Consider the following 21,399-nt stretch of genomic DNA (forward strand, 5'->3'; position numbering starts at 1 on the left):
AAGAATAATATACTTAAATATGGAATCTTTAAAGGTTACTATATCAGTTCATACCCTACTAATAAGGCCTTTGAGAATATTATTTACTTCACAAGCCTCTTCTAAACTAACCAACTTAAACCTTACCTTAGATCCAGGAGCATACTGTGATAATTTATTAATATCTGCTTCAATAACATTAGCAACTCGTGGATACCCCCCTACTGTTTGTCGGTGTCGTAACAATACTATCGGACCACTTGGGGCTAGCTGTATTGTACCATCTGTTACAGGCTGGGATATCATTTCAATTTTTTGTGTATCAAGAGAAACTCCATCTAAAGGTAGCCCCATCTGACTTGAGTTTGTTGAAATAGTCCAACTACTCTCAAAAAAAGCACAATCTTTTAAAATATCATACTCAGGCCCCTTGATTACTCTTATGAAGCTATGACGATAGTTTTGACTTATATAGTCTTCTAATTCTAACGATCTCTGTTTGCCAACCAATCCAATAGTTTGTGATTGTTTTTTTACGGCAAAAACTATTGTGCGAAAGCCTTTTTTTGAACCTTTAAACTCTAACTTTTGACCTCTATTAAGCTCAAAAACTTGATTATAGTTTGCACAGGTATTTTCATCAATAAAAGTATTTGGATAGCTAGCCCCACATAAATAAACCAATATATCATCAGTAGCTACAATCTCGCTGGGATAAATCATTTCAATAGCTTGAAAATCTACAGGCTGATTAAAAATATTATAAGCTGTCATAAAGCTTAATTGATCTTGAGCCCCTTTAGGAGATACTCCTTTATCTTGCTTACCATATTTCCGCAATGAAATTGGAAAAAGCAACCCTCCTTTAGTCGAAAAGATATTCTCCATGACTTTAGTCTCTACTCTTATACAATTGCTGTGCCAACTCTAAAGCTATCTTACTATCAGAATGTATACATACAGTTTGTGACTCAAATAAGATATCTTGATCACCTATCTTAATAAATCCTTGTTTAAGCTGATTATATTGCTCAACTGCCTCCATTACATTATGTATTTCAGCATTTGGTTGGCCTCGTGGTATTAGCATAGGGTTATTAACACTATCAAGCATGTAGCCTCTCTCTGCAAAACTCTCTTTAACAATTTTTATACCATTTTCTTTAGCATACTCAGCAACCATACCAAAAGGGCTAACAACCAACTCTTGAATATCATTTTTAATACACCAGCCTATAAAAACCTTTGCTAGCTCTTGATTAACATTTAGCTCATTATATAAGGCTCCATGCGGTTTAACAGCCTTGATATCTTTATCAAAAAGTGCAAACTGCTCATCAAAAGATGAACATAAAATATCATTATCAATGCTTATTACCTTTCTACCAAAGTTTTCTTTATCTGGGTAGGAAATATGTGCTGTAATTTTGACATTGTGATCTCGACATAGATTCACATAGTAATCAACGCTTTCTTTATTACCTGCATGACCACCACAAGCAATATTTGCAATATCTATATATTCAACTAACTTATCATCAATAGGATGAGCAACACCCCTCTCTCCTAAATCACAGTTTATCAAAAGCATCACTTCTCCTTAAAAATTATCTTATCACCAGCACTAAAGTTAGAGAAATCTCTAAACTTAGATACTCCTATAATATTCCAACCACTCGGCGATTGCTCAGGAAAAATAGTTGTTTGAGAACCTCCAATTGCAACAGATCCAGCAGGTATTCTATTTCGTGGTGTTGCTAAGCGAGGTGCACTTAAACTTTTGTCTAAACCAAGTAGGTATGGAAAATATGGCTTAAAACCTAACATCGCAATATGGTATTCAACTTGAGTATGTCTTTTTATAATCTCAGATATTTCTATTCCTAAAATCTCAGATATTTTGGGTAAATCCTCACCACTATAGTCAACCGCTATATAATGTGTTTTTGAATCAATAATGGCACTAAAATCTATAGATTCAGTTTTGGCTAGAATAGCTTCCTGCAAACGATCAAGATTTTTATAATCAAAATGAAACGCTATTGAATTATAAGATGGAACAATATCATAGATACCAAACTTGTGACAAAATGCTCTATCTCTAATAAAAGACTTATAGATATTTAAAATTTTGAGATTATCATCTAAAGATAATTTATTACTGATATTGTAAATAAAGCAGTTTTCACTCAAAAAATAATAACTCATTAGCAACTACCTTAAAGAAACTCTTTGAGTACTAGTTATCGTTTATTATAGACTTTTTAAGATTTTCTGGCTCGAATTTATATATCGTTATCAAACCAACAAGCGCACTTATACAAATCATGCCCACAGCCATATAATCAGATATAGAGTAAGCTAAAAAGAAACATAAGAATGGCAATAAACCACCAAACACACCAAAACCAATATTATAAGCTAAAGCAAATCCAGTATAACGAATCTCTCTAGGCAAACACTCTGTAAACAACACCATAATATTGCCATAGAATATTCCAAATATTGCTCCCATAGTCACAAAGAAGACTATCAATAAATCGCTATTAGCTTTATATAACGCATACATTGGTAATGACAATATAAGCATCAAAACAAGACCAAACGCAGTAATCGTTTTTATTTTAAAATACTTAGTAAGTCTAGCAGCAATATTACATGTAACGATAAACATAATAATACTAATAGTTGTCAATACTGCGACATTAACATCTGCATGACCTAATATTTTCTTAATAATATTAGGTAAAATTGTAATCTGGAAGTAAGCAACAACTGCACCAGGAAAGCATAATAAAATCATATATATTAAACTTTTATAGTTTTTAAGTATCACTTTAGTTAGACTCACATTTGATTTTTCAGGCTCTTTTTCATCGCCACTATGCTTAATGAAAAACGACAGAACAACCAATATAATTGCTATACCAAAAAGTATTCTCCAGCCACCATTTGCCATAGTCTCATCTGGAATTAGATATCTAATAACTTGAAAAGTTACAATCGCTAACAATATCCCTCCAAAAGCACTAGTTATAACATTTACACCAGCTTTAGCTTTACCAAATAGAGTTGATTCAGCTTCGACAAGAATAACAACTGAACCGCTATACTGACCACCAATTGCTATGCCTTGTAAAATTCTAAAAGCAACTAAAAGTAAAGGAGCCAAAATACCTATAGTTGCATACGATGGTAATAATGCCATCCCAACAGTAGGTACCCCCATAAAAAATGCCGCTAATGCTAAAGCTGTAGAGCGACTTTTTTTGTCCCCAATATAGCCAAATATTATTCCACCAAGAGGTCTCGCTAAAAATCCTGCAGCAAATGCCCCGAAGGCAGCTAAAAATTTTATAAAATGATCACCTGGGAAAAATGCTGCACCAATATATCCTGCACAAAATGAATATACAGTAAACTCATACCACTCTGCTGAGCTTGCTAAAAGTACTAATAATTTTTTCATAAAAAGTATTTATTTTTTTGTCCGATTCTTTTATTTAAATATATTTTTCAAAAGAAATACACTTTTTTGAGTCTTTTTATGAGTTTTTTAGAATTTAATTTTTATGAAAAAGAGAAAAACGGTAATTACTTAAGTCTTACAACTAAGACATCAACATTAGCTTCATGTAAGATACTATTTGCTGTAGAGCCTAAGAAAAATCTACCAATAGCACTTCTTCTGTGACTTCCCACAACTATCAAATCATTTTTATTTTCAGCTGCTTTTTCTAATAAACTGTTAGCGATACCACCAATCATCACAGACTTCTCTCCAGTGATACCATTTTTATCTGCAAACTTCTCTATTGCATGCTCAACCTTCTCTGTTTCATATGTCATCAAAGAGATACTATCATTTGGTATAACAAACGCAGTATCAATTTTTGAACCATACAGCTTTGCAACATCTTTTGCCTTTTCAACAACGGAACATGAGTCATTTTCAAGATCAGTAGGTACAAGAAGCCTTTGATAGTTATGCGCTTTACTTGCTTCTTTTTCATTCTCACTAACTCTCACCGTTAGCACATCACATTTTGCTTTATGTAGAACAGCATTCGCTACTGAACCTAGAAGTAAATTTATACCATGAGTTGCATGAGAACCTAAAACTATCACATCGCAACTGCTCTCTTCAGCATAATCAACGATTTCAACTGCAGGGTTACCAACAAGTACTTCATGCTCAACCTTGATACCTGAAATCTTAGCTACAAGCTTATCTAAAGCTTCTTTTGCTTCTTGCTCTATAGAGTGTTGAAAATCAACTATAGATGGTGCAAATGGAGCTACACAATCAATAACTGTAACAACCTTTAAAACTTCTGTATTATTCTTTTTAGCGAAGTCTACTGCAGAGTTAATAACGATGTCTGCATTTTCATAAACATTCACAGCTAATAAAACTTTTTTGTATGCCATTAGGATTCTCCAAATTTGTTCTTCCTTCAATTTCCATTATAACAAACAAAAATAAAAAATCATTTAATTACGCATCAAATCTTGGTTTTATAAACAGCTTTAAAATAATGCCAAATCTCATTTGTTAGAGGCTTCTCTAACTCAAAGATATACTCAACAAACTTTTTTTCAGCAATTATTTCTTTAGCAACTAGACACTTAGCAACTATACCAAGATAAATATAACTATTATCTTTATTTACTCGTGCAAAAACATAGCTTTTATATCGATTTTGGCTAAGAGCATTTTCTAAACGATCACCAAGAGTCTTACCTTTTTTTGAGTAATATGAAAAGGTCTGTTTTGAGAGAAACTTATTATCATATGTATCAAATTTTTTATTCTCATCAAATGTCATAAACAGTAGTACTTTATCTTCAAAAGATCTATATCCAGCAAGATTAACTCCTCCATTGGCATAATCTTGATTAAATAGATAGGCAATTTCTTTTTTAGAGTATTTTGCATATAACGATAATCCATGAGACTTATTTAGATTATATTTCTGAAAATAAACTAACTTGTTATACTCTATTAGATCCTTAATTTGCTCATACAAGAATCTGCTTTCATCGATAGCATCTGATATCAGTAGCCTAATCTCTTGTTCATCCACAGATATTAGAGGCTCATAATCTGCTCTACCGGCATTTACTGTAAATATTTTTAGAGACAAATGCTCTAGTGCATTTGTAAAACTTATAATATCAAAATCACCTAAACTATTACGTAACACTTTCTCTAAATAAGCCTTACTCATAGTTTTCGATTTCAAAAGCTCCTCTAAAATTAAAATTTCATAAAGCCTTTTTGCTGGGGTAAACTCTCTAGAAATAAACTTTATAATATTGTATTGTCGTTGATTTAAACTCACTACACTTTCTTTAAAAGCCAACAAAATATCATAATAAGTATCTTTAGTCGATAAAATAACCTCTGGTGAGATAAAGTTATATTCCTGAAAGTCTACTAATCTAGGAATTCTACCTAGTTCTTTCTTTAACTGAACATAATCTTTTTTTATATTTTTTAGTTGCGAGAAGTTTGTCCTTTGAATATTTTTATAGATTATTTCCTTAGCAATATTACTAAAGGTAATTGTGCTTTCACCAGCTAAATAATTATTTGGTGAGACTACAAACTTTTTAAGCTCGTCCTTGTCATAACTATTATCTCCACTTAATGCCACAGGAATGAGAAAATTGTTGTTATAATTTGCGATAAAGTCCAAAATCACAACAAAGTCTTTAGACTTATACTTACGCAGTCCACGCCCTAATTGCTGTATATAGACTATAGCGCTTTGAGTAGGCCTTAGAAGGATAACCTGATTAACACATGGAATATCAATACCCTCATTAAAAATATCTACTGTAATAATAATTTCAAGTAACCCACTCTCAAGTTCACCAATAGTTTCTTGTCTTACACGCTCTGAGTCTTGACTTGATAAAGCTTTAGCTTTGATACCTCTTTGACTGAGCTTAGTCGCAAGCTGTACTGCCTCATCAACATTACTAACAAACATTAAAACTGATCGCGATTTGCCACTATAACCATAAAAATTAGCCTTATCAATAATATGCTCAACTCGTTGGTCACTAATTAATTTAGAAAAATCCTTCGCAAAAACCTGCTCTGATTCTAAATAAAAATCCTCTATAGCAAAATAGTGAAATGGACAAAGAAAATTATATTCTAATGCCTGATGAAGCCTAATTTCATAAGCAATGTTATAATCAAAAAGCTTAAAGATATCAGCATTATCACTCCGCTCTGGAGTAGCAGTCATCCCAAGTAAAAATTTTGGCTTAAAGTGTGATAAAACTTTTTTATAACTTTGTGCTTCTGCATGATGAACTTCATCAACTATAATATAGTCAAATTCATTTGTCTCAAAGCTTGCTAATGTTTTAGCGTTTTTTAGCGTTTGTACCGTAGCAAATAGATAATCTGCAGGATCTTTAACTTCTCCTGTATACAAACCAAGTGTTTTATCTTTTATTACTTTTTCAAAAGTCTCTTTTGCCTTTATTGCAATATTAGTACGATGCACTATAAACAAACACCTTTTCGGCTTTACTTTTGCTACATCAAAAGCACTTAAAAAAGTTTTTCCAGTCCCAGTGGCACTAATTATTAATGCTTTATTTTTGCCTTGCTGTCTTAATCGATTCAGATTCTCAAGTGCATCTTGTTGAACCTTATTGGGAGATATTTTAGTGTCGATAGATCTATAGCTAGCAATATCACTACTTATTTGTTGATATATTTGACTGTATTCCTGAATGATATCTCTAGCATATTCTGCTTTAGCAAAAAGATAATCAAATTCTGCTAAAATTTGCTCCGTTATTGAGTCATTATTAGAAGTTTCAAAAAGCAGATTCCATTCATTATTTACTGTAAGTGCTGACTGAGTAAGGTTTGAGCTACCAAGAATTATTCGCCAACTATCCTTATTACGAAAAAAGAAACCTTTGGCATGGAAGTTATCATCACTAAGAACTTTTAGCTCGATGTTATCAAACTCCATGAGCTTCTCAAGAGCTTTAGGTTCTGTAAAATTTAGATAACATCCTGTTAAGATTTTGCCCTTTATACCTTGAGCATTTAATTGACGCAAAGTCTCTAAAATACAGATAACTCCACCTAAAGTCACAAAAGCAACACTTATAACAAACTCTTCACAATCTTCAAGTTGATTAATAATTTCAGTAAGTATCTTAGAACTTTTAGAGTTTGTAAGAAAGCGCTTTGTATCGTGAGGCATTTGTGGCTACATTTTTACAGGTACAGTTGAATCGAGATTTTTTTGACCATTTTGACTTTTACCCCAACAATATAGATCATTTGTATCTTTTTCAATACCACAGGTATAAGTAGTCGCCATGCTTAATCTACTAAATTCGATATCTGTCTGGACCTTCTGTGGTTTATCAAAAAGACCTTTTTTACCATTACCAACCTCACCATTACTTCCATCACCCCAACAATATGCATGACCCTCTTCATCTAAAGCGCACGCATAGTGAGCTTTTGTATACACCTTCTTGAAGTTAATACTATTATCTATGTCTACTCTTAGAGGCTTTTTAACTTTTTTCGCACCAGTATCACTTCCTAGCTGTCCTCTCTTATTATCACCCCAACAATAGACATCGTTATTATCATCAAGGGCACAGTTAAAGTCATCACCCTTACTCACACCTTTGACATCCTGAAGTTTTTTATAATGTCGAGATATCTTTTTAGCCACATCTTTGTCTTTAAATTTAGGGGTTTTAATCTGATAATCTCCGCATCTTACTTCTCCAGAGCTGGTAAAAGAACAATTATAATTTTCTGAATCATCCTTACTAAAATCATGATTATATATTTTTATTTTCGCATCATTTCGATAGCCCTGATTCTTGACCGCAAAGTTTCCTTCAGTCGAGTAATCATGGTCATCAAAAAAAGTTTGAGTAAATGTAGGATTAGAAAACCCAATACCCCAAAAGAGCATTGAAGCCAACCAGAAAATTCTTTTTGTCATAAGTAAATTTTAATTTAAAGCTACTAATATAATATTAAGTAATAATCAAACAAAATACTAGTAATTACGGTTTAGGTGGAAATATTTTTTGCTCGCAATAGCGAAGAAAACCAAAGAATCTCTCTTCTTTTGTGTAATTATCTCTATCAACATAGGGACTAGTTATCAGTATCGGATAACAACCTGCTATCAAGCAAGCAAGACATCCTGTTAACAACCTATCATCAACAAGCGCTAACTCACCAGGCTGGCAACCAACCAATTCTAGTATTTTATTAAGACCATCTGGATAAGGTTTTTTTGCAACACCAGATATAAATCTTATCTGAGGAAAATGTTTGTTAAAATATTTTAGTCGTTCTTGAGTAGGCTTGTTAGAAAGAATAAAAACTCTATCTTCTGAAAATTTAGCAACAAATTTCGTAAGCCAACCCATAACTTCAGGATGCATTTCAGGCTTACCGTGACTTGCTAAAACCCCATCAAAATCTAAAGCAAGATATTTTACTCGATTCTTAACTAGCATCTCTGGAGTTAAATTTATTATAGTCTCCAAATGATTAGTATCTAATAGCCTAAGAGCTTTTCGCCATTTAAACATCTGACCTAAAGTATAAAACACGCGCTGTAGCATAATATTTTATTTTTATAGTTTTATATTTATAGTATAGCAACAAAACAATCTATTAGCACAAATGTGTTTTTGAATTTATGCTAACCAAAATTCTTAAAAATTTATATATATATCTAATTTGTATACTAAGCGTCTCCTTAGGTATCAGCTCACAAATAGAAAATACAAGCTCTCAAAACTATTTCAATAACGCTGTCAGTCTTGCAAAAGAACTCAAAGATAAAAACATCTGTGGTACGGATGAAAAATACTCTTTAGAAGACTTCTATAAAGGTCTAAGAGATAGAATAAATAATCAAGATAGTATTTCCTTAAAAGATTATGATACAGAAAAAGTTAGTTTCTCGATGGGGTATAGAACTGGTGAAAGTAGCCTTAAAAAAGGCTTCCTGTTTACTCCCAAACCGAAAAATGATCTATACAATCCACAAGCGGTTATAGCTGGAATATCTGATCATTATAATAGCGCTAAACCAAAATTTAAGCTTATAGAAAACATAAAACTCAGAGAAATACTAAAAAGCAATACTCAAGCTCTTCCTAAAGATATCAGCAAAGATCAATTTAGCTATAGCTTAGGTTTTAATTTGTTTAAAATACCCAAAAATCATAATCCATCAACTCTAGATGAAAAATCATTTATTAGTGGCATGAAGGCAGGTTTAAATAACAAAAAATATACTCTTTCAAAACAGCAAGTAGCTGAGTTTAGTTATATCATGGGCGCATTCTATAGCACTAATCTAGAAAACCAGCAAGATAAAGACTCTTTTTTAAAAGGCTTTGAAAGCCAGCTTCCGAAGAATATTCAGAATCAACATGCTAAGAGTACAAATACAGAATTTCAAAACTAGTAAATAAACTAACCAGTTACTTCTTTTTTTATGGCTAATGCCCTTTCGTATATATCATTCTTTTTTGCACCAGTTAGTTTAACTACCAGCTTCACTGCTTTTTTAACGGGAATATCTTCAAGCAGATCTTTTAGTAGGTCATCAATATCAACTTTTAAATTGCTTTGCTCGTCAACCTCGCCATTATTACAATCAATAATAACGACAAACTCACCTCTTACGACATCTTGATTATCCTTAAAAAACTTATGCACTTCTTCTACTGAACCAGCAACAAATTTTTCAAACTGCTTGGTAAGTTCCTTAGCAACAACGATATTATTATGAGGCATTATCTCTAACAAATCATCCAAAAGATATGTAATTCTATGTACAGACTCATATATTACTACTGTTGTATTTGCTTGTTGGAAGTCACGGATTTGCTGTTGCCTTTTAGCTTGTTTTGCTGACAAAAATCCTTTAAACATAAAACTATCAGACGGTATGCCTGCAGCAGATAGTGCTGTAATAACAGCACTAACACCTGGTATTGGAATTACTTTATGACCGTCCTTGCGTAAGCTCGCAACTATTTTATAACCAGGATCTGAAATTAATGGTGTACCTGCATCACTTACCAAAGCTATGCTATTATCATTACCTAAAAGCTCTTTGACATACTCAACTCGTGACCCTTCATTAAAATCATGGCAAGAAATTAACTTCTGATTACCACGAATATTAAGGCTAGCCAATAGTTTAGCTGTCATTCGTGTATCTTCTGCTAGAATCACATCAACATCACTCAGAATGTTCATAGCTCTATAAGTTATATCTTGTAAATTACCAATAGGCGTTGATACAACATAAAGAGTTCCTTTTTCTATACTATTCACCTATCATACCCACCAAATTTGTAATATCTCCCGCTCCTTGAATTAGCACAACCGTATTATCATCCACAAGCTTCTCTAAGAGAGAAAGCACATGATCAAAACTATCAGCCATAAGCGCTTTGGGAATATTTCTGATAAGATCTTGGCTCTTAGCTCCCTGTATAACCTGCTCTCCCGCTGAATATGTTGGAAGTATTATTAGCTGATCGGCTAAAGATAAGGCTTTTGACCAGTCCGTTAACAAATCCCTATTGCGCGTGTATCTATGTGGCTGAAAGACATGTATTATTTTTTTATCCGGATACCTATCTCTCACAGCTCCAATGCTACTTACAACTTCTACAGGATGGTGTCCATAATCATCAACAATAGGAGTCTCATGACCCAATATTCGCTTAGTATATATATCAAATCTTCTCACAACACCTTTCACAGTAATTAATGCTTTATAAATATCCTCATACCTAAACCCCGTGTCTAGACATGTTATTACACATGCTGCAGCATTTTGAACATTATATTTGCCAGGCAACTCTAATTTAAAATCATATTTGCTAGACTTATATTCAATAGAGAACGAGGTTAAGCTTCCATTTACCCTGTAGTCATATATTTGAGCACTTGCGTTTGTAGCAAACCCATAAGATACAATATTTCCGACTACTTGCGAACGATACTTCTCTAGCAAATCATTACAACCACAATCATCAACGCACAAATATATATTTTCGATACTTTCTTTCATCAAAAAATTTGCAAAGTTCTCAAGTAAGTTGTCATAGCTATTTTTATATGTCGACATATGATCAAGGTCAATATTCGTAACTATTGCGACATTTGGGTTTAGATATAAAAATGAAGCATCACTTTCATCTGCTTCTATAACTAATCGGTCGGTACCATTAACCTGGATATTAGAGTCAGTATATTTAACTACACCACCAACAACAAAACTACTAGTCACATCAAGCTTACATAGCAATGTAGCTAAAATACTTGATGTTGTAGTCTTACCATGAGTTCCGGTAACTGCTATGCTATATCTAAAATCTTTCATTAATAACGCCAGAAACATAGCTCTTTGTAAACACTGTACACCTAAAGCACGTGCCTTTGACAACAACGGATGGCTATCAAGAATTGCACTTGAGTATACTACAGTATCATAGACTGAAACATCAATACTAGTGGGACTTGAAAATATTGAAATACCTGAAGATTCTAGCTTAGCAGTTAGCTTATTCGGTACACTATCATAACCAGCAACATCTGCACCTAACCTTTTGGCTGCAATAGCCAGCGCTGAAACACCAATACCACCAACTCCAAGGAATAATATCTTTTTTTTCAACTTAACCTTCAGAAGCAGTTATGCTAGTAGATACCACATAGAAATATTTTAGCACAATGACCACATTAGTCATAATCCTCGCCAATACTTAAATACTGCAAGACTAAGCTCTTTTAACATTCCTTTACCATCTGCAGCCTTAATACCGTTATCTTCGCACCATTTTGTGAAAATAGTCCCACCATCTGAACTATACATCAAATCATAAGCAAATGCGTTTCTATTAAAATTTGTTTTCTGTAAAGGAAGCATTTCTCCATAAATACTTGATGATGTTGAATTAATCACGATATCAAAAGATTCTTTGATATCATCAAAACCAATCACATCTATTTTATCATCTAACCCGAACAAACCTTTTACTGCATCTGCCTTTACTTTGGTTCTATTAGAAATACTCACAGATAATGGAGACTCTTTGATAACCGCTGCAATAACTGCTTTGGCAGCTCCTCCGGCACCTACAACAAGAACCTTTTTACCTACAAAACCTATTTTGTAGTTATTCTTAATATCATTAACTATACCCAAACCATCATAGTTTAGAGCTATCATTTTACGATCTTCGGTAAAAACAACATTACTAGCAGCTTTAACAGCCTTAGCAGTATCATCTGCATCATCTGCCAAATCGTATACTTTTTCCTTATGTGGTACAGTTACACTTAACCCTTTAATTTGAGAATTATCACGGAACTCTTGAATCTTTGTTTCTAGATTCTCTGGCTTAATTTCAACAGCTGTAAAAAGTATATCTTGATGATATTGCTCAGCTAATTCCATCTGAATTTTGGGAGATAAACTATGTTTAACCGGATAACCAATTACATGATACAAATCTTGCATAAAATTAAAAAAACCTTGTAAATTTTGTATGAATTATATCATAGCAAGAATCATTAACTTGAATACTGGAAAGAAAATAAATATTATATGAGTTATATAAATTGACATACTTATTATGAGAAAATGAAAAAAATATGTACTTTCTTTGTGGCTGCGCTGTATGTTTCTATTGGTTTTTCTGCAAATGCCACAATAGACAATAGCTTAGCTAGTAGTGGCTCTAATGTTAACGTTAATCCTGCCCTAACGGAAGCTAACTCAGTCAAACCTAATAATCATGCAACACCTATGGCAATGAATGCTACACCATCTCCTTTAAGTAAGGAAGCTAAAGAGGGTAACATACCAGCCATAGACCAACCTAAGCAACAAGAACAACTAGTTGGCTCAAACTCCGCAACTTGGACACCTGCATACCTCAGCGTCAAAAAGTTCAAAAAATGTCTAGAGGTTGAAAACTATAGAGGATGGCAAGGCTACTGCTTTCCCTCTGAAAAACCTAAAAACTGTCCTGATAAATCTTGGAAACAATTATCAGAGATGAATCTAATACCATGCTCCAACTCTAGCAATTAGTATTTGACTAACTAAGGTTTTTTCTATAGAATACCGAAACTATTTCTGTAATGTATTAAATAAAGATTAGAATTTTAAAGAGGAAATTAAAATGAAAAGAACATTCCAACCTTCAAACTTAAAAAGAAAAAGAACTCATGGCTTCCGTGCTCGCATGAAAACATTAAGCGGAAGAAAAGTTATTAGAAACAGAAGAGCTAAAGGTAGAGCAAAGCTTGCAGCGTAACTTTTGCCTAACAAAGCAAAATATACTCGATAAAAGTGAGATTAAACAAGCCTTTGGTAATGTAGATAAAAAACTCAGCACCCTACATTTCACATTCCTTTTAAGTCACAGAACTCATAAAGACCCAGGTATTTGTGCAATCTTACCAAAAAAAAGCATCAAAAAGGCTACTAAAAGAAATCTTTGTAGAAGACTTATTAAAGAATCTTTTCGTTTACACAAAGATATCTTAGAACACAAATGCTTGATAGTTTTAAGTAAAAAACCAGCTGCTCAAGCGACTAAGGAAGAATTGTGGCACTCGATAAAAAATTTCGAAAATTTTTTAAAAGAATTACACTAGTTCCTTTTATAGCTCTAATCAATTTATACCGTTATTGTATAAGCCCCTTTATACCTGCTAGATGCAGATATTATCCTACTTGTTCAGAATATGCTCTAGAAGCTCTAAAAACTCATGGTATACTAAAGGGATTATATTTAAGTACCCGTAGGCTCTTAAGATGTCACCCGTTTGCAAAAAGAGACTACTACGATCCGGTTCCTTGTAAAAATAAAAAGGTTAATAATAAACAATGAAAGCTAATCATATAAGAATACTACTATTAGTCACGATAGCTATAATGCTTATCTCATTGATGGGTAGATGGGAGCAAACTTTCCCATCAAAAAGCAGTCAATCACAAACGACTCAAACTCAACAAGACAATAGTCACTATAATAGTGATACTCCTGCCACAACGAACGTGTCAACATCTGATGCAAAAGCATCATTAACGAAAACTACAAGTTTCTCAAAATATGATGATGCTAAAAGCGTAACTATTAACACAGATGTATTCAAAAATCTTAAGGTCAGCTTACTTGATGGTGCTATTATTTCAGCATCATTAGAAGATTATAGCATTAGTCTTGATGATAAAACCCCAATGTCTCTACTTACAAATAAGCAAGGTTCAGAATATATTGCCAAAAGTACTATTGTTATCAACAAAAAGCCTATTGATGTCAATTTTGAAAGCCAGGGAATCAAAAAAGAAAATGGAAAACAGGTACTAACTCTTACTGGAAATGTTGATGGGTTAGAAATAACTAGAACATATACTTTTGATGATGCTAAATACAATATATCTGTATCTCAGAATATTAAAAATACAACTTCAGCGCCTGTAAATGTTATTATTGATGACTCATTAGCTAGAGACTTTAATCCAGCGGGCGATAGCTTTAGCCTATTAAATGCTCACAGCTATACTTTTACTGGTGTCGCTTACTCAACAGCTAATGACTCTTTCAGAAAAGAATCTTTCAAAGACATTTCAAAAACTAACGGTCAGCCAACGGTTATAAGTAGTCAAGGTCTAGGTTGGGTTGCTTTCATACAGCATTACTTTATGAGCGCTTGGATTCCACAATCAAATGACTCAAAAATTTACTATAAAAACCTAAACAATGATGTATTTGAAGCAGGTGCTTACACTGGACTTTCGATCGCACCTGGTCAATCAGAAAATATAAACTCAGTACTATATAGTGGACCAATTATTAAAGCCAACTTAGTAGATTTAGCTCCTAACCTAGAAAAAACTCTAGATTACGGAATGTTATCATTCTTCTCAGAGATAATTTTCTGGGTGATGAATCACATACATTCACTAGTAAGTAACTGGGGCTTAGCTATTATCCTTGTAACCTGCCTGATTAAACTCATATTCTATCCTCTTTCTGCTAAGAGTTATCGCTCTATGGCAAAAATGAGAATGTTACAACCTAGAATCAAACGCTTACAAGAAACATATAAAGATGATCGTCAGGCTCTAGGTAAGAAAATGATGGAAATGTATAAAGAAGAGAAGGTAAACCCTCTAAGTGGTTGTTTACCTATGCTTATACAGATTCCTATTTTCATTTCACTGTACTGGGTATTACTAGAATCTGTAGAGCTAAGACAAGCTCCTTTTATCTTCTGGATTCATGACTTATCAATGAAAGATCCTTACTTTGTATTACCTATACTTATGGGTATATCAATGTTCTTACAGCAAAAATTATCTCCAGCTCCTGCAGACCCTATGCAAGCTAAGATAATGATGTTCTTACCTGTGATATTTACATTCTTATTTGCTTCATTCCCATCTGGTCTAGTACTGTACTGGTTAACTAACAACGTAATTAGTATCTTACAACAGTGGATTATTACAAGACATTACCAAGCTACTCATAAAAAGTAATATGGATAAATCTCTACTTAAACCAAAATATTGGGGTTTATGGATTATAATCTGGATCGCTAAGATTTTAGTAAACACACTTCCTTACAGTGTGTTAATGCGAATTGCGTTAGGTATAGGTTTTTTGGCAAAACCTCTATTAAAAAAACGTCAACAGATTGCTATAACAAATCTTAAAATCGCATTCCCTGACAAATCGGATCAAGAGATAGAGAAGCTGGCTAATGAGAGTTACAAATCTGCAAGTATGGCAGGGTTTGAAAGTCTAATATCCCGGTTTATGTCTAAAAAAAACTTTAACAAAATTCCTTTTGACAATGACCTAAAAACATTTGATCAAATTCATTATGATAAAGATAAAACATTGCTAGTACTGGGGTTTCACTTCCATTGTCTTGAAATAGCTGGTAGATATATTGGTGAACACTATAGTCCATTTACCGTAATGTATCAATATCACAAAAATCCCCTAATGGAACACATAATCACCTCATCCCGAAAGAAATATGTAACTGAATGCTTCCAAAGGAAAAATATTATTTCTGTCATAAAAAGTTTGAAGAGAAAAGTGTCAATGTGGTACGCTCCAGATCAAGACTTTAAAGAGCATGTGGTTTTTGCTCCATTTTTTGGTAAACTTTGCACCACTCTAACTGTAACACCGTGGTTAGCAAAAAAGACTGGCTCAACAGTAATCCCTGCATACTATATCAGAAAGCCAAATTTCTCTGGCTACAGTATTATAACAGGTGACCCAATCACATTTACTGGTGATGACTTTGAAGATGCAAAACTGACAAATAAAATTCTTGAAGATATCATAAAAAAACATCCTGAGCAGTATCTATGGCAACATCGTCGCTATAAGACAAGACCTCCAGGAGAAGAAAAGATTTATTAATGTTTATGATTAAAAAAGTGTATGTTAAAATAGGTTTAAGATTTTAATTTAAAGATACTGATGAATAATAGCAAGCTTAGACCGAAGAATTGGGGCATTTGGATTATTGTAGGTATAATGAACTTTGGCTCCAAGTTACCTCTTTTTACTCATAAGTATATAGTGCTTGCCATTGGTATTGTTATTAAACCATTCTTAAAAAGCAGAAATCGAATTGCTCGAGAAAATCTAAAGATTGCATTCCCAGAAAAGTCTTTGAAAGAAATAAATAAACTAGTTAATAAAAGTTATTACTCAATGGTTTTATCAGGAGCTGAAACTACTGCTGCGTGGTTTCTATCAAAAAAAAGGTTCAATAAAATAAAATTTGAATGGGAAGGTGATTCATTAAGTATATTCAAAAAATATCATGAAAATCCAAATACAAATGTTATATTCTTAGGTTTTCACTTTCACTGTATAGAAATAGTTGGACGCCATGTAGCAGAAAATCATCCCCCTCTTACAGTTATGTACCAAAAGAATACCAATGACCTTCTTGAGGAGCTAATCAAAAAATATCGTGAAAAAAATATCTACAGATGTCTAGATAGTAAAAACTTAATAAGTGTTATTAAAAGCTTAAAAAGAGGCTACTCTATGTGGTACGCTCCAGATCAAGACTTTGGCTTAGAAAGCACTGGACTTGAAAACTCTATTTTTGCTCCATTTTTTGGAACATTGTGTTCAACTTTGACCGTAACCCCATGGTTAGCTGAAAAAACAAACTCTGTAGTACTACCTGTATATTATGTTAGAAAAAAGTGCCTAAAAAAGTATAAAATTGTCATAGGTGAGCCATTAGAGTTTACAGGTGACGCCTATAAAGATGCTGAAATGACAAATAAATTCCTGGAAGATGCTATAAGAAAATATCCAGAGCAATACTTATGGCAACATCGTCGCTATAGAACTAGACCAAATGGCGAACCTCAAATATATTAGAGTAGTGTTGATATGCCGATAAATAATAAAAAAAAAGGATTTTCATTAGTTGAGTTGATGGTTGTAATCGCGATAATAGCAATTCTCGCATCAATTGGCATACCAATGTATAACAACTATATACTGAGAAATCACCGAACTGAAGCAACCTCTGAGCTGCTTTCAGCAGCTAGTGCGGCTGATAATTTTGAAATCCGTTTTGGGTCTTTTCCTTCTGGTAGTACGATAAGTAGCTTTTATCATGAAAATACTCAAAATAATTACTATCGCCTTACATACTGCTCTGGTGAGCCGGAGTGCCCAGAAGTTAGCTATGTATTAACGGCAATTGCTCAGAATTCACAAACAGCTGATACTCCATGCAGAAATATAGAACTTGAAGTTGATGGGGGTATTGTAAATAAGACTCCTCAAGAATGTTGGAATTAGAATCTTACTAAACTAAATAAGGATTTAAAAATGGCTAGTTATAGTACTAATGAGTTTAAGGGTGGCCTGAAAGTTTTAATTGATGGCAACCCAATGGTTATTATTGAAAATGAATTTGTAAAACCGGGTAAAGGACAGGCATTTAATAGGGTTAAACTAAAAAATCTATTAAATGACAGAGTAGTTGAAAAAACTTTTAAATCTGGCGAATCTGTTGAGGCTGCAGATGTTGAAGAATTATCTGCTGTTTACTCATACTTTGATGGTGAGTGCTATGTCTTTATGCATCCAGAAACTTTTGAGCAATATATGGTTTCTCAAGATGCTCTTGGTGAAACAAAAAAATGGCTCAAGGATCAAGATGAATATCAAGTAATTCTTTTTAATGGCCAACCCATCTCCATCATCCCTCCGAACTTTGTCAACTTAGAAATTATTGAGACAGATCCTGGTCTTAAAGGTGATACTGCAGGCACAGGTGGCAAACCAGCAACACTATCTACTGGTGCGGTAGTTAGAGTGCCTCTTTTTGTACAAACTGGTGAAATCATAAAAGTTGATACTAGAACTTCAACTTATGTATCAAGAGTAAAGGATTAAGCAAATGCAATCTACAGATAACTTGATCTGGATTGACCTTGAAATGACGGGGTTAGATGTTGATAGTTGCGCAATTATTGAAATAGCTACAATTATTACAGATAAAGACCTAAATATCATTGCAGAAGCAGAGCCAATAGCAATCCATCAATCAAATGAAATTCTAAATACAATGAATGAATGGTGCATAAAGGTTCATGGAGAAACAGGTCTAACTCAAAGAGTAAAAGATAGTAAGACTTCATTAAAAGAAGCTGAACGAAAAACCTTAGATTTTATAAAACAATATGTCCCTTATCAAAGCTCTCCTCTATGTGGTAATTCAATATGGCAGGATAGAAGATTCTTAGCAAAGTATATGCCTGATATAGACGACTATTGCCATTATAGAATGCTTGATGTTACAAGCTTAAAGCTTCTCAATGAATATTGGGGTGATGGCGAGAGCTTCTATAAAAAATCTACACACCAAGCTCTAGATGACATTAGAGAGTCTATTTCTGAATTAAAATTCTATAGACAAAAACTTTTATATAAATAGTTCATAAGATTATGCTCCACATGTGCTAAAAACATACTACTGGACATTCATGTTCGATAGTACATTAACCCAGCATGACACCAAACTTCAGACGCATATAAAAGTAGCTATTTTTATTTATGTCCTCATACTGTAAAATATATACCAGAATAACAAATTTTGTGAAATTCATAGAAAATGAATGTTAATGATACTTATATTTCACCTATAAAACTTATAAAATCTATTTTTATTAATAGAAAATTAATTAGTCAGATGACTAGAAGAGATATTGTCGCTCGCTTTAAGGGTTCATTTTTAGGGTGTGTGTGGCTACTTTTAAATCCCTTAATAATGCTGACCATATATACTTTTGTATTTTCGATAGTGTTTAAAGCTCGCTTTAATGATGATAGTCATTTAAGTAACTTGAGTTTCGCAACCAACCTATTTGTCGGATTAATAATTCATTCTTTGATTTCTGAAGTCTTGTCTGGAGCACCCAAAATTATTCTTTCAAATGCTAACTATGTTAAGAAGGTGATTTTTCCGTTAGAAATACTTTCGATTATTAGTTTGAGAGTTTCACTTTTTAATGCATTTGTGAGCATATGTGCTTTATTAATCGTTTTTTTTCTTCTAAATGGATATATAAATTGGACAGTTATTTTTATTCCACTAGTAATAATACCTTTCTTACCTTTAATTTTGGGGTTAGCTTGGATAATTGCTTCTTTAGGGGTTTATATGCGAGATATTGATCAGTTTATTGGTATTATACTTACGGTACTATTATTCCTTTGTCCGATATTTTACCCACTTTCTTCACTTCCCATGAATCTTCAGGGAGTTGTAACCCTGAATCCTTTAACCCTCATTGTCGAGCAATTGAGAGACGTCGTCATATATGGTCATTTACCTGATTTACTTAGCTTATCAAAATACCTTGTTATTAGTTCAGCTATATGTTGGCTAGGATTTATATGGTTCCAAAAAACACGAAAAGGGTTTGCAGATGTTCTCTAATGAAAAAAAAGAAAATATTGCTATTAGAGTTAAAAACGTAAGTAAAGCTTATGAGATTTACAGCCAGCCAATAGACAGACTTAAACAAATTATATTTCCTCGCATAAGAAAGTTATTGAGACTTAAACCTAAAAGTTATTGTCAAAAATTCTGGGCCTTGAAAGATATTTCTTTTGAGATAAAAAAAGGTGATACAGTAGGCATTATTGGGCTTAATGGGTCAGGAAAATCTACACTGCTTCAAATTATATGTGGAACCTTATCACCCACAGAGGGAACTGCTCATAGCAATGGCCGAGTAGCAGCTCTACTTGAGCTTGGCTCAGGGTTTAATCCAGAATTTACAGGGCGTGAAAATGTTTACCTGAATGCATCAATCTTGGGCCTAACAGAAGAGGAAATTACAGACCGCTTTGATAAGATTATAGAGTTTGCAGATATAGGAGACTTTATTGAACAACCTGTTAAAACATACTCTAGCGGTATGGTTGTGAGATTAGCTTTTGCAGTTATAGCACATGTTGATGCGGATATACTTGTTGTAGATGAAGCACTTGCTGTTGGTGATGCAGTTTTTACACAAAAATGTATGAGATTTATACGTAGATTCCAAAAAAGAGGAACTTTACTATTTGTTAGTCATGATACATCATCTGTTATAAATCTATGCAAATCTGTAGTATGGCTTTCAGAGGGTAGTATATGCGAGTATGGTCCATCTAAAATAGTGAGTGAAAACTACTTACAATACACTCTACAAAAAGAATATGGAGATAAAGTTTCTCTTAGCAATATAAGTGAGACTGGAGAAAATCCTAATAATGTGACCAAGGATTTAGATGAAGAACTTTTTGTCGATTATAACTCTCATACCGTTGTCTGTGATAATGTTGAGATGGCAAGAGGCTGGGAGACTGGCCATGGTAAAATCATAAGTGTTGCTATAGAAAGGCAAGATAATGAAGAAGTAACATTCTTTAGAGGAGGAGAAAAGGTTAGACTATTAATCAAGTTTAAGGCAGACAAACATATTAATAAACCGATAATAGGTTTTTTATGGAGAGATAAATTGGGACAGGATTTATTTGGGGAAAATACTTTGCCTTATACTAATCTCGTGCCAACAAATATCTCTATAGACAAGGTCTACTGTGCTAAGTTTGAATTTACACTACCTATGTTGCCCAATGGCAAATACACCGTTTGTGCTACTCTTGGCGAGGGATCGTTATATGAACATGTCCAGCACCACTGGTTACATGATGCATTAATAGTTAATGTTTCATCAAGTAAAGTAAGGTGGGGGCTTGTGGGAGTTCAATTCGATAATATTAAAATAAAAAGTGGTAGTTGAA

24 protein-coding genes are annotated in these 21,399 nt (G+C 33.3%); 13 read left to right on the top strand and 11 right to left on the bottom strand.

The genetic code is table 11. The annotated features are described in order from the left end of the window. Window positions 1-48: 48 nt before the first annotated feature. From F0R75_RS08500 to F0R75_RS08535, 8 genes are all read right to left on the bottom strand, one after another. Window positions 49-867, bottom strand: coding sequence for a 5-oxoprolinase subunit C family protein (locus tag F0R75_RS08500; protein ID WP_149369036.1), 819 nt, complete (start codon window positions 865-867; stop codon window positions 49-51). Between the two features lie 4 nt (window positions 868-871). Then, window positions 872-1,570: a 5-oxoprolinase subunit PxpA gene (locus F0R75_RS08505; RefSeq protein WP_149369035.1), complete on the bottom strand. Its 699-nt coding sequence runs from the start codon at window positions 1,568-1,570 to the stop codon at window positions 872-874. Then, window positions 1,570-2,187: a 5-oxoprolinase subunit B family protein gene (locus F0R75_RS08510; protein ID WP_149369034.1), complete on the bottom strand. Its 618-nt coding sequence runs from the start codon at window positions 2,185-2,187 to the stop codon at window positions 1,570-1,572. The genes F0R75_RS08505 and F0R75_RS08510 overlap by 1 nt, the downstream gene beginning before the upstream one ends. 31 nt (window positions 2,188-2,218) lie before the next feature. Beyond that, a complete protein-coding gene (locus tag F0R75_RS08515; RefSeq protein WP_149377279.1) occupies window positions 2,219-3,448 on the bottom strand; it encodes an MFS transporter in 1,230 nt (409 codons plus the stop codon). A gap of 125 nt (window positions 3,449-3,573) precedes the next feature. Further along, window positions 3,574-4,410, bottom strand: coding sequence for a universal stress protein (locus F0R75_RS08520; protein WP_146421605.1), 837 nt, complete (start codon window positions 4,408-4,410; stop codon window positions 3,574-3,576). Between the two features lie 74 nt (window positions 4,411-4,484). Beyond that, window positions 4,485-7,223 (bottom strand): DUF3427 domain-containing protein, encoded by a 2,739-nt coding sequence (locus F0R75_RS08525; RefSeq protein WP_149369032.1) that lies wholly within the window; start codon window positions 7,221-7,223, stop codon window positions 4,485-4,487. 6 nt (window positions 7,224-7,229) lie between these two features. Beyond that, the gene (locus tag F0R75_RS08530) at window positions 7,230-7,988 is read right to left on the bottom strand and encodes an RCC1 domain-containing protein (protein ID WP_149369031.1); all 759 of its coding nucleotides are present in this window, start codon (window positions 7,986-7,988) and stop codon (window positions 7,230-7,232) included. Between the two features lie 64 nt (window positions 7,989-8,052). Continuing rightward, on the bottom strand, window positions 8,053-8,622 hold the full coding sequence (locus tag F0R75_RS08535) for a YqeG family HAD IIIA-type phosphatase (RefSeq protein ID WP_149369030.1): 570 nt from the start codon (window positions 8,620-8,622) through the stop codon (window positions 8,053-8,055). Window positions 8,623-8,699: 77 nt separating this feature from the next. Between F0R75_RS08535 and F0R75_RS08540 the strand changes: the two genes are divergently transcribed. Continuing rightward, window positions 8,700-9,476: a hypothetical protein gene (locus F0R75_RS08540; protein WP_149369029.1), complete on the top strand. Its 777-nt coding sequence runs from the start codon at window positions 8,700-8,702 to the stop codon at window positions 9,474-9,476. Between the two features lie 8 nt (window positions 9,477-9,484). On the opposite strand, the gene rsmI is transcribed toward F0R75_RS08540, so the two are convergent. From rsmI to F0R75_RS08555, 3 genes are all read right to left on the bottom strand, one after another. Beyond that, on the bottom strand, window positions 9,485-10,354 hold the full coding sequence (rsmI, locus tag F0R75_RS08545; protein ID WP_149369028.1) for a 16S rRNA (cytidine(1402)-2'-O)-methyltransferase: 870 nt from the start codon (window positions 10,352-10,354) through the stop codon (window positions 9,485-9,487). Beyond that, the gene (gene murC, locus F0R75_RS08550; protein WP_149377280.1) at window positions 10,347-11,705 is read right to left on the bottom strand and encodes a UDP-N-acetylmuramate--L-alanine ligase; all 1,359 of its coding nucleotides are present in this window, start codon (window positions 11,703-11,705) and stop codon (window positions 10,347-10,349) included. The genes rsmI and murC overlap by 8 nt, the downstream gene beginning before the upstream one ends. Before the next feature lie 69 nt (window positions 11,706-11,774). Further along, entirely contained in the window at window positions 11,775-12,551 is a 777-nt protein-coding gene (locus F0R75_RS08555) for a shikimate dehydrogenase family protein (protein WP_149369026.1), read from the bottom strand. 123 nt (window positions 12,552-12,674) lie between these two features. On the opposite strand from F0R75_RS08555, the gene F0R75_RS08560 reads away from it, so the two are divergent. The 12 genes from F0R75_RS08560 to F0R75_RS08615 all read left to right on the top strand — a co-directional run bounded on the left by F0R75_RS08560 (window position 12,675) and on the right by F0R75_RS08615 (window position 21,398). Then, window positions 12,675-13,127: a hypothetical protein gene (locus F0R75_RS08560; protein ID WP_149369025.1), complete on the top strand. Its 453-nt coding sequence runs from the start codon at window positions 12,675-12,677 to the stop codon at window positions 13,125-13,127. 91 nt (window positions 13,128-13,218) lie between these two features. Continuing rightward, window positions 13,219-13,353 (top strand): 50S ribosomal protein L34, encoded by a 135-nt coding sequence (rpmH, locus tag F0R75_RS08565; protein ID WP_003014180.1) that lies wholly within the window; start codon window positions 13,219-13,221, stop codon window positions 13,351-13,353. Then, window positions 13,343-13,696, top strand: a complete 354-nt coding sequence (gene rnpA / locus F0R75_RS08570) for a ribonuclease P protein component (protein ID WP_149369024.1) — start codon at window positions 13,343-13,345, stop codon at window positions 13,694-13,696. The genes rpmH and rnpA overlap by 11 nt, the downstream gene beginning before the upstream one ends. Further along, the gene (gene yidD / locus F0R75_RS08575) at window positions 13,648-13,932 is read left to right on the top strand and encodes a membrane protein insertion efficiency factor YidD (RefSeq protein WP_013921850.1); all 285 of its coding nucleotides are present in this window, start codon (window positions 13,648-13,650) and stop codon (window positions 13,930-13,932) included. The genes rnpA and yidD overlap by 49 nt, the downstream gene beginning before the upstream one ends. Beyond that, window positions 13,929-15,584 carry a membrane protein insertase YidC gene (gene yidC, locus F0R75_RS08580; RefSeq protein ID WP_149369023.1) on the top strand — a complete coding sequence of 552 codons (1,656 nt, stop codon included), beginning with the start codon at window positions 13,929-13,931 and terminating at the stop codon, window positions 15,582-15,584. Before yidD ends, yidC begins: the two co-directional genes overlap by 4 nt. A 1-nt stretch (window position 15,585) precedes the next feature. Further along, window positions 15,586-16,485, top strand: coding sequence for a lysophospholipid acyltransferase family protein (locus F0R75_RS08585; RefSeq protein WP_149377281.1), 900 nt, complete (start codon window positions 15,586-15,588; stop codon window positions 16,483-16,485). A 60-nt stretch (window positions 16,486-16,545) separates the two neighbouring features. Then, window positions 16,546-17,469 carry a lysophospholipid acyltransferase family protein gene (locus tag F0R75_RS08590; RefSeq protein ID WP_149369021.1) on the top strand — a complete coding sequence of 308 codons (924 nt, stop codon included), beginning with the start codon at window positions 16,546-16,548 and terminating at the stop codon, window positions 17,467-17,469. A 12-nt stretch (window positions 17,470-17,481) separates the two neighbouring features. Further along, the gene (locus F0R75_RS08595) at window positions 17,482-17,898 is read left to right on the top strand and encodes a type IV pilin protein (RefSeq protein ID WP_013921846.1); all 417 of its coding nucleotides are present in this window, start codon (window positions 17,482-17,484) and stop codon (window positions 17,896-17,898) included. A 30-nt stretch (window positions 17,899-17,928) separates the two neighbouring features. Next, entirely contained in the window at window positions 17,929-18,498 is a 570-nt protein-coding gene (gene efp, locus F0R75_RS08600; protein ID WP_013921845.1) for an elongation factor P, read from the top strand. Window positions 18,499-18,502: 4 nt separating this feature from the next. Continuing rightward, a complete protein-coding gene (orn, locus tag F0R75_RS08605) occupies window positions 18,503-19,039 on the top strand; it encodes an oligoribonuclease (protein WP_149369020.1) in 537 nt (178 codons plus the stop codon). Between the two features lie 177 nt (window positions 19,040-19,216). Beyond that, on the top strand, window positions 19,217-20,044 hold the full coding sequence (locus tag F0R75_RS08610; RefSeq protein ID WP_149369019.1) for an ABC transporter permease: 828 nt from the start codon (window positions 19,217-19,219) through the stop codon (window positions 20,042-20,044). Further along, a complete protein-coding gene (locus tag F0R75_RS08615; RefSeq protein WP_149369018.1) occupies window positions 20,034-21,398 on the top strand; it encodes an ABC transporter ATP-binding protein in 1,365 nt (454 codons plus the stop codon). Before F0R75_RS08610 ends, F0R75_RS08615 begins: the two co-directional genes overlap by 11 nt. Window position 21,399: the final 1 nt, after the last annotated feature.

It is taken from the genome of Francisella marina (assembly GCF_008369785.1).
In the GTDB taxonomy this organism is placed as follows: Bacteria; Pseudomonadota; Gammaproteobacteria; order Francisellales; family Francisellaceae; genus Francisella; species Francisella salimarina.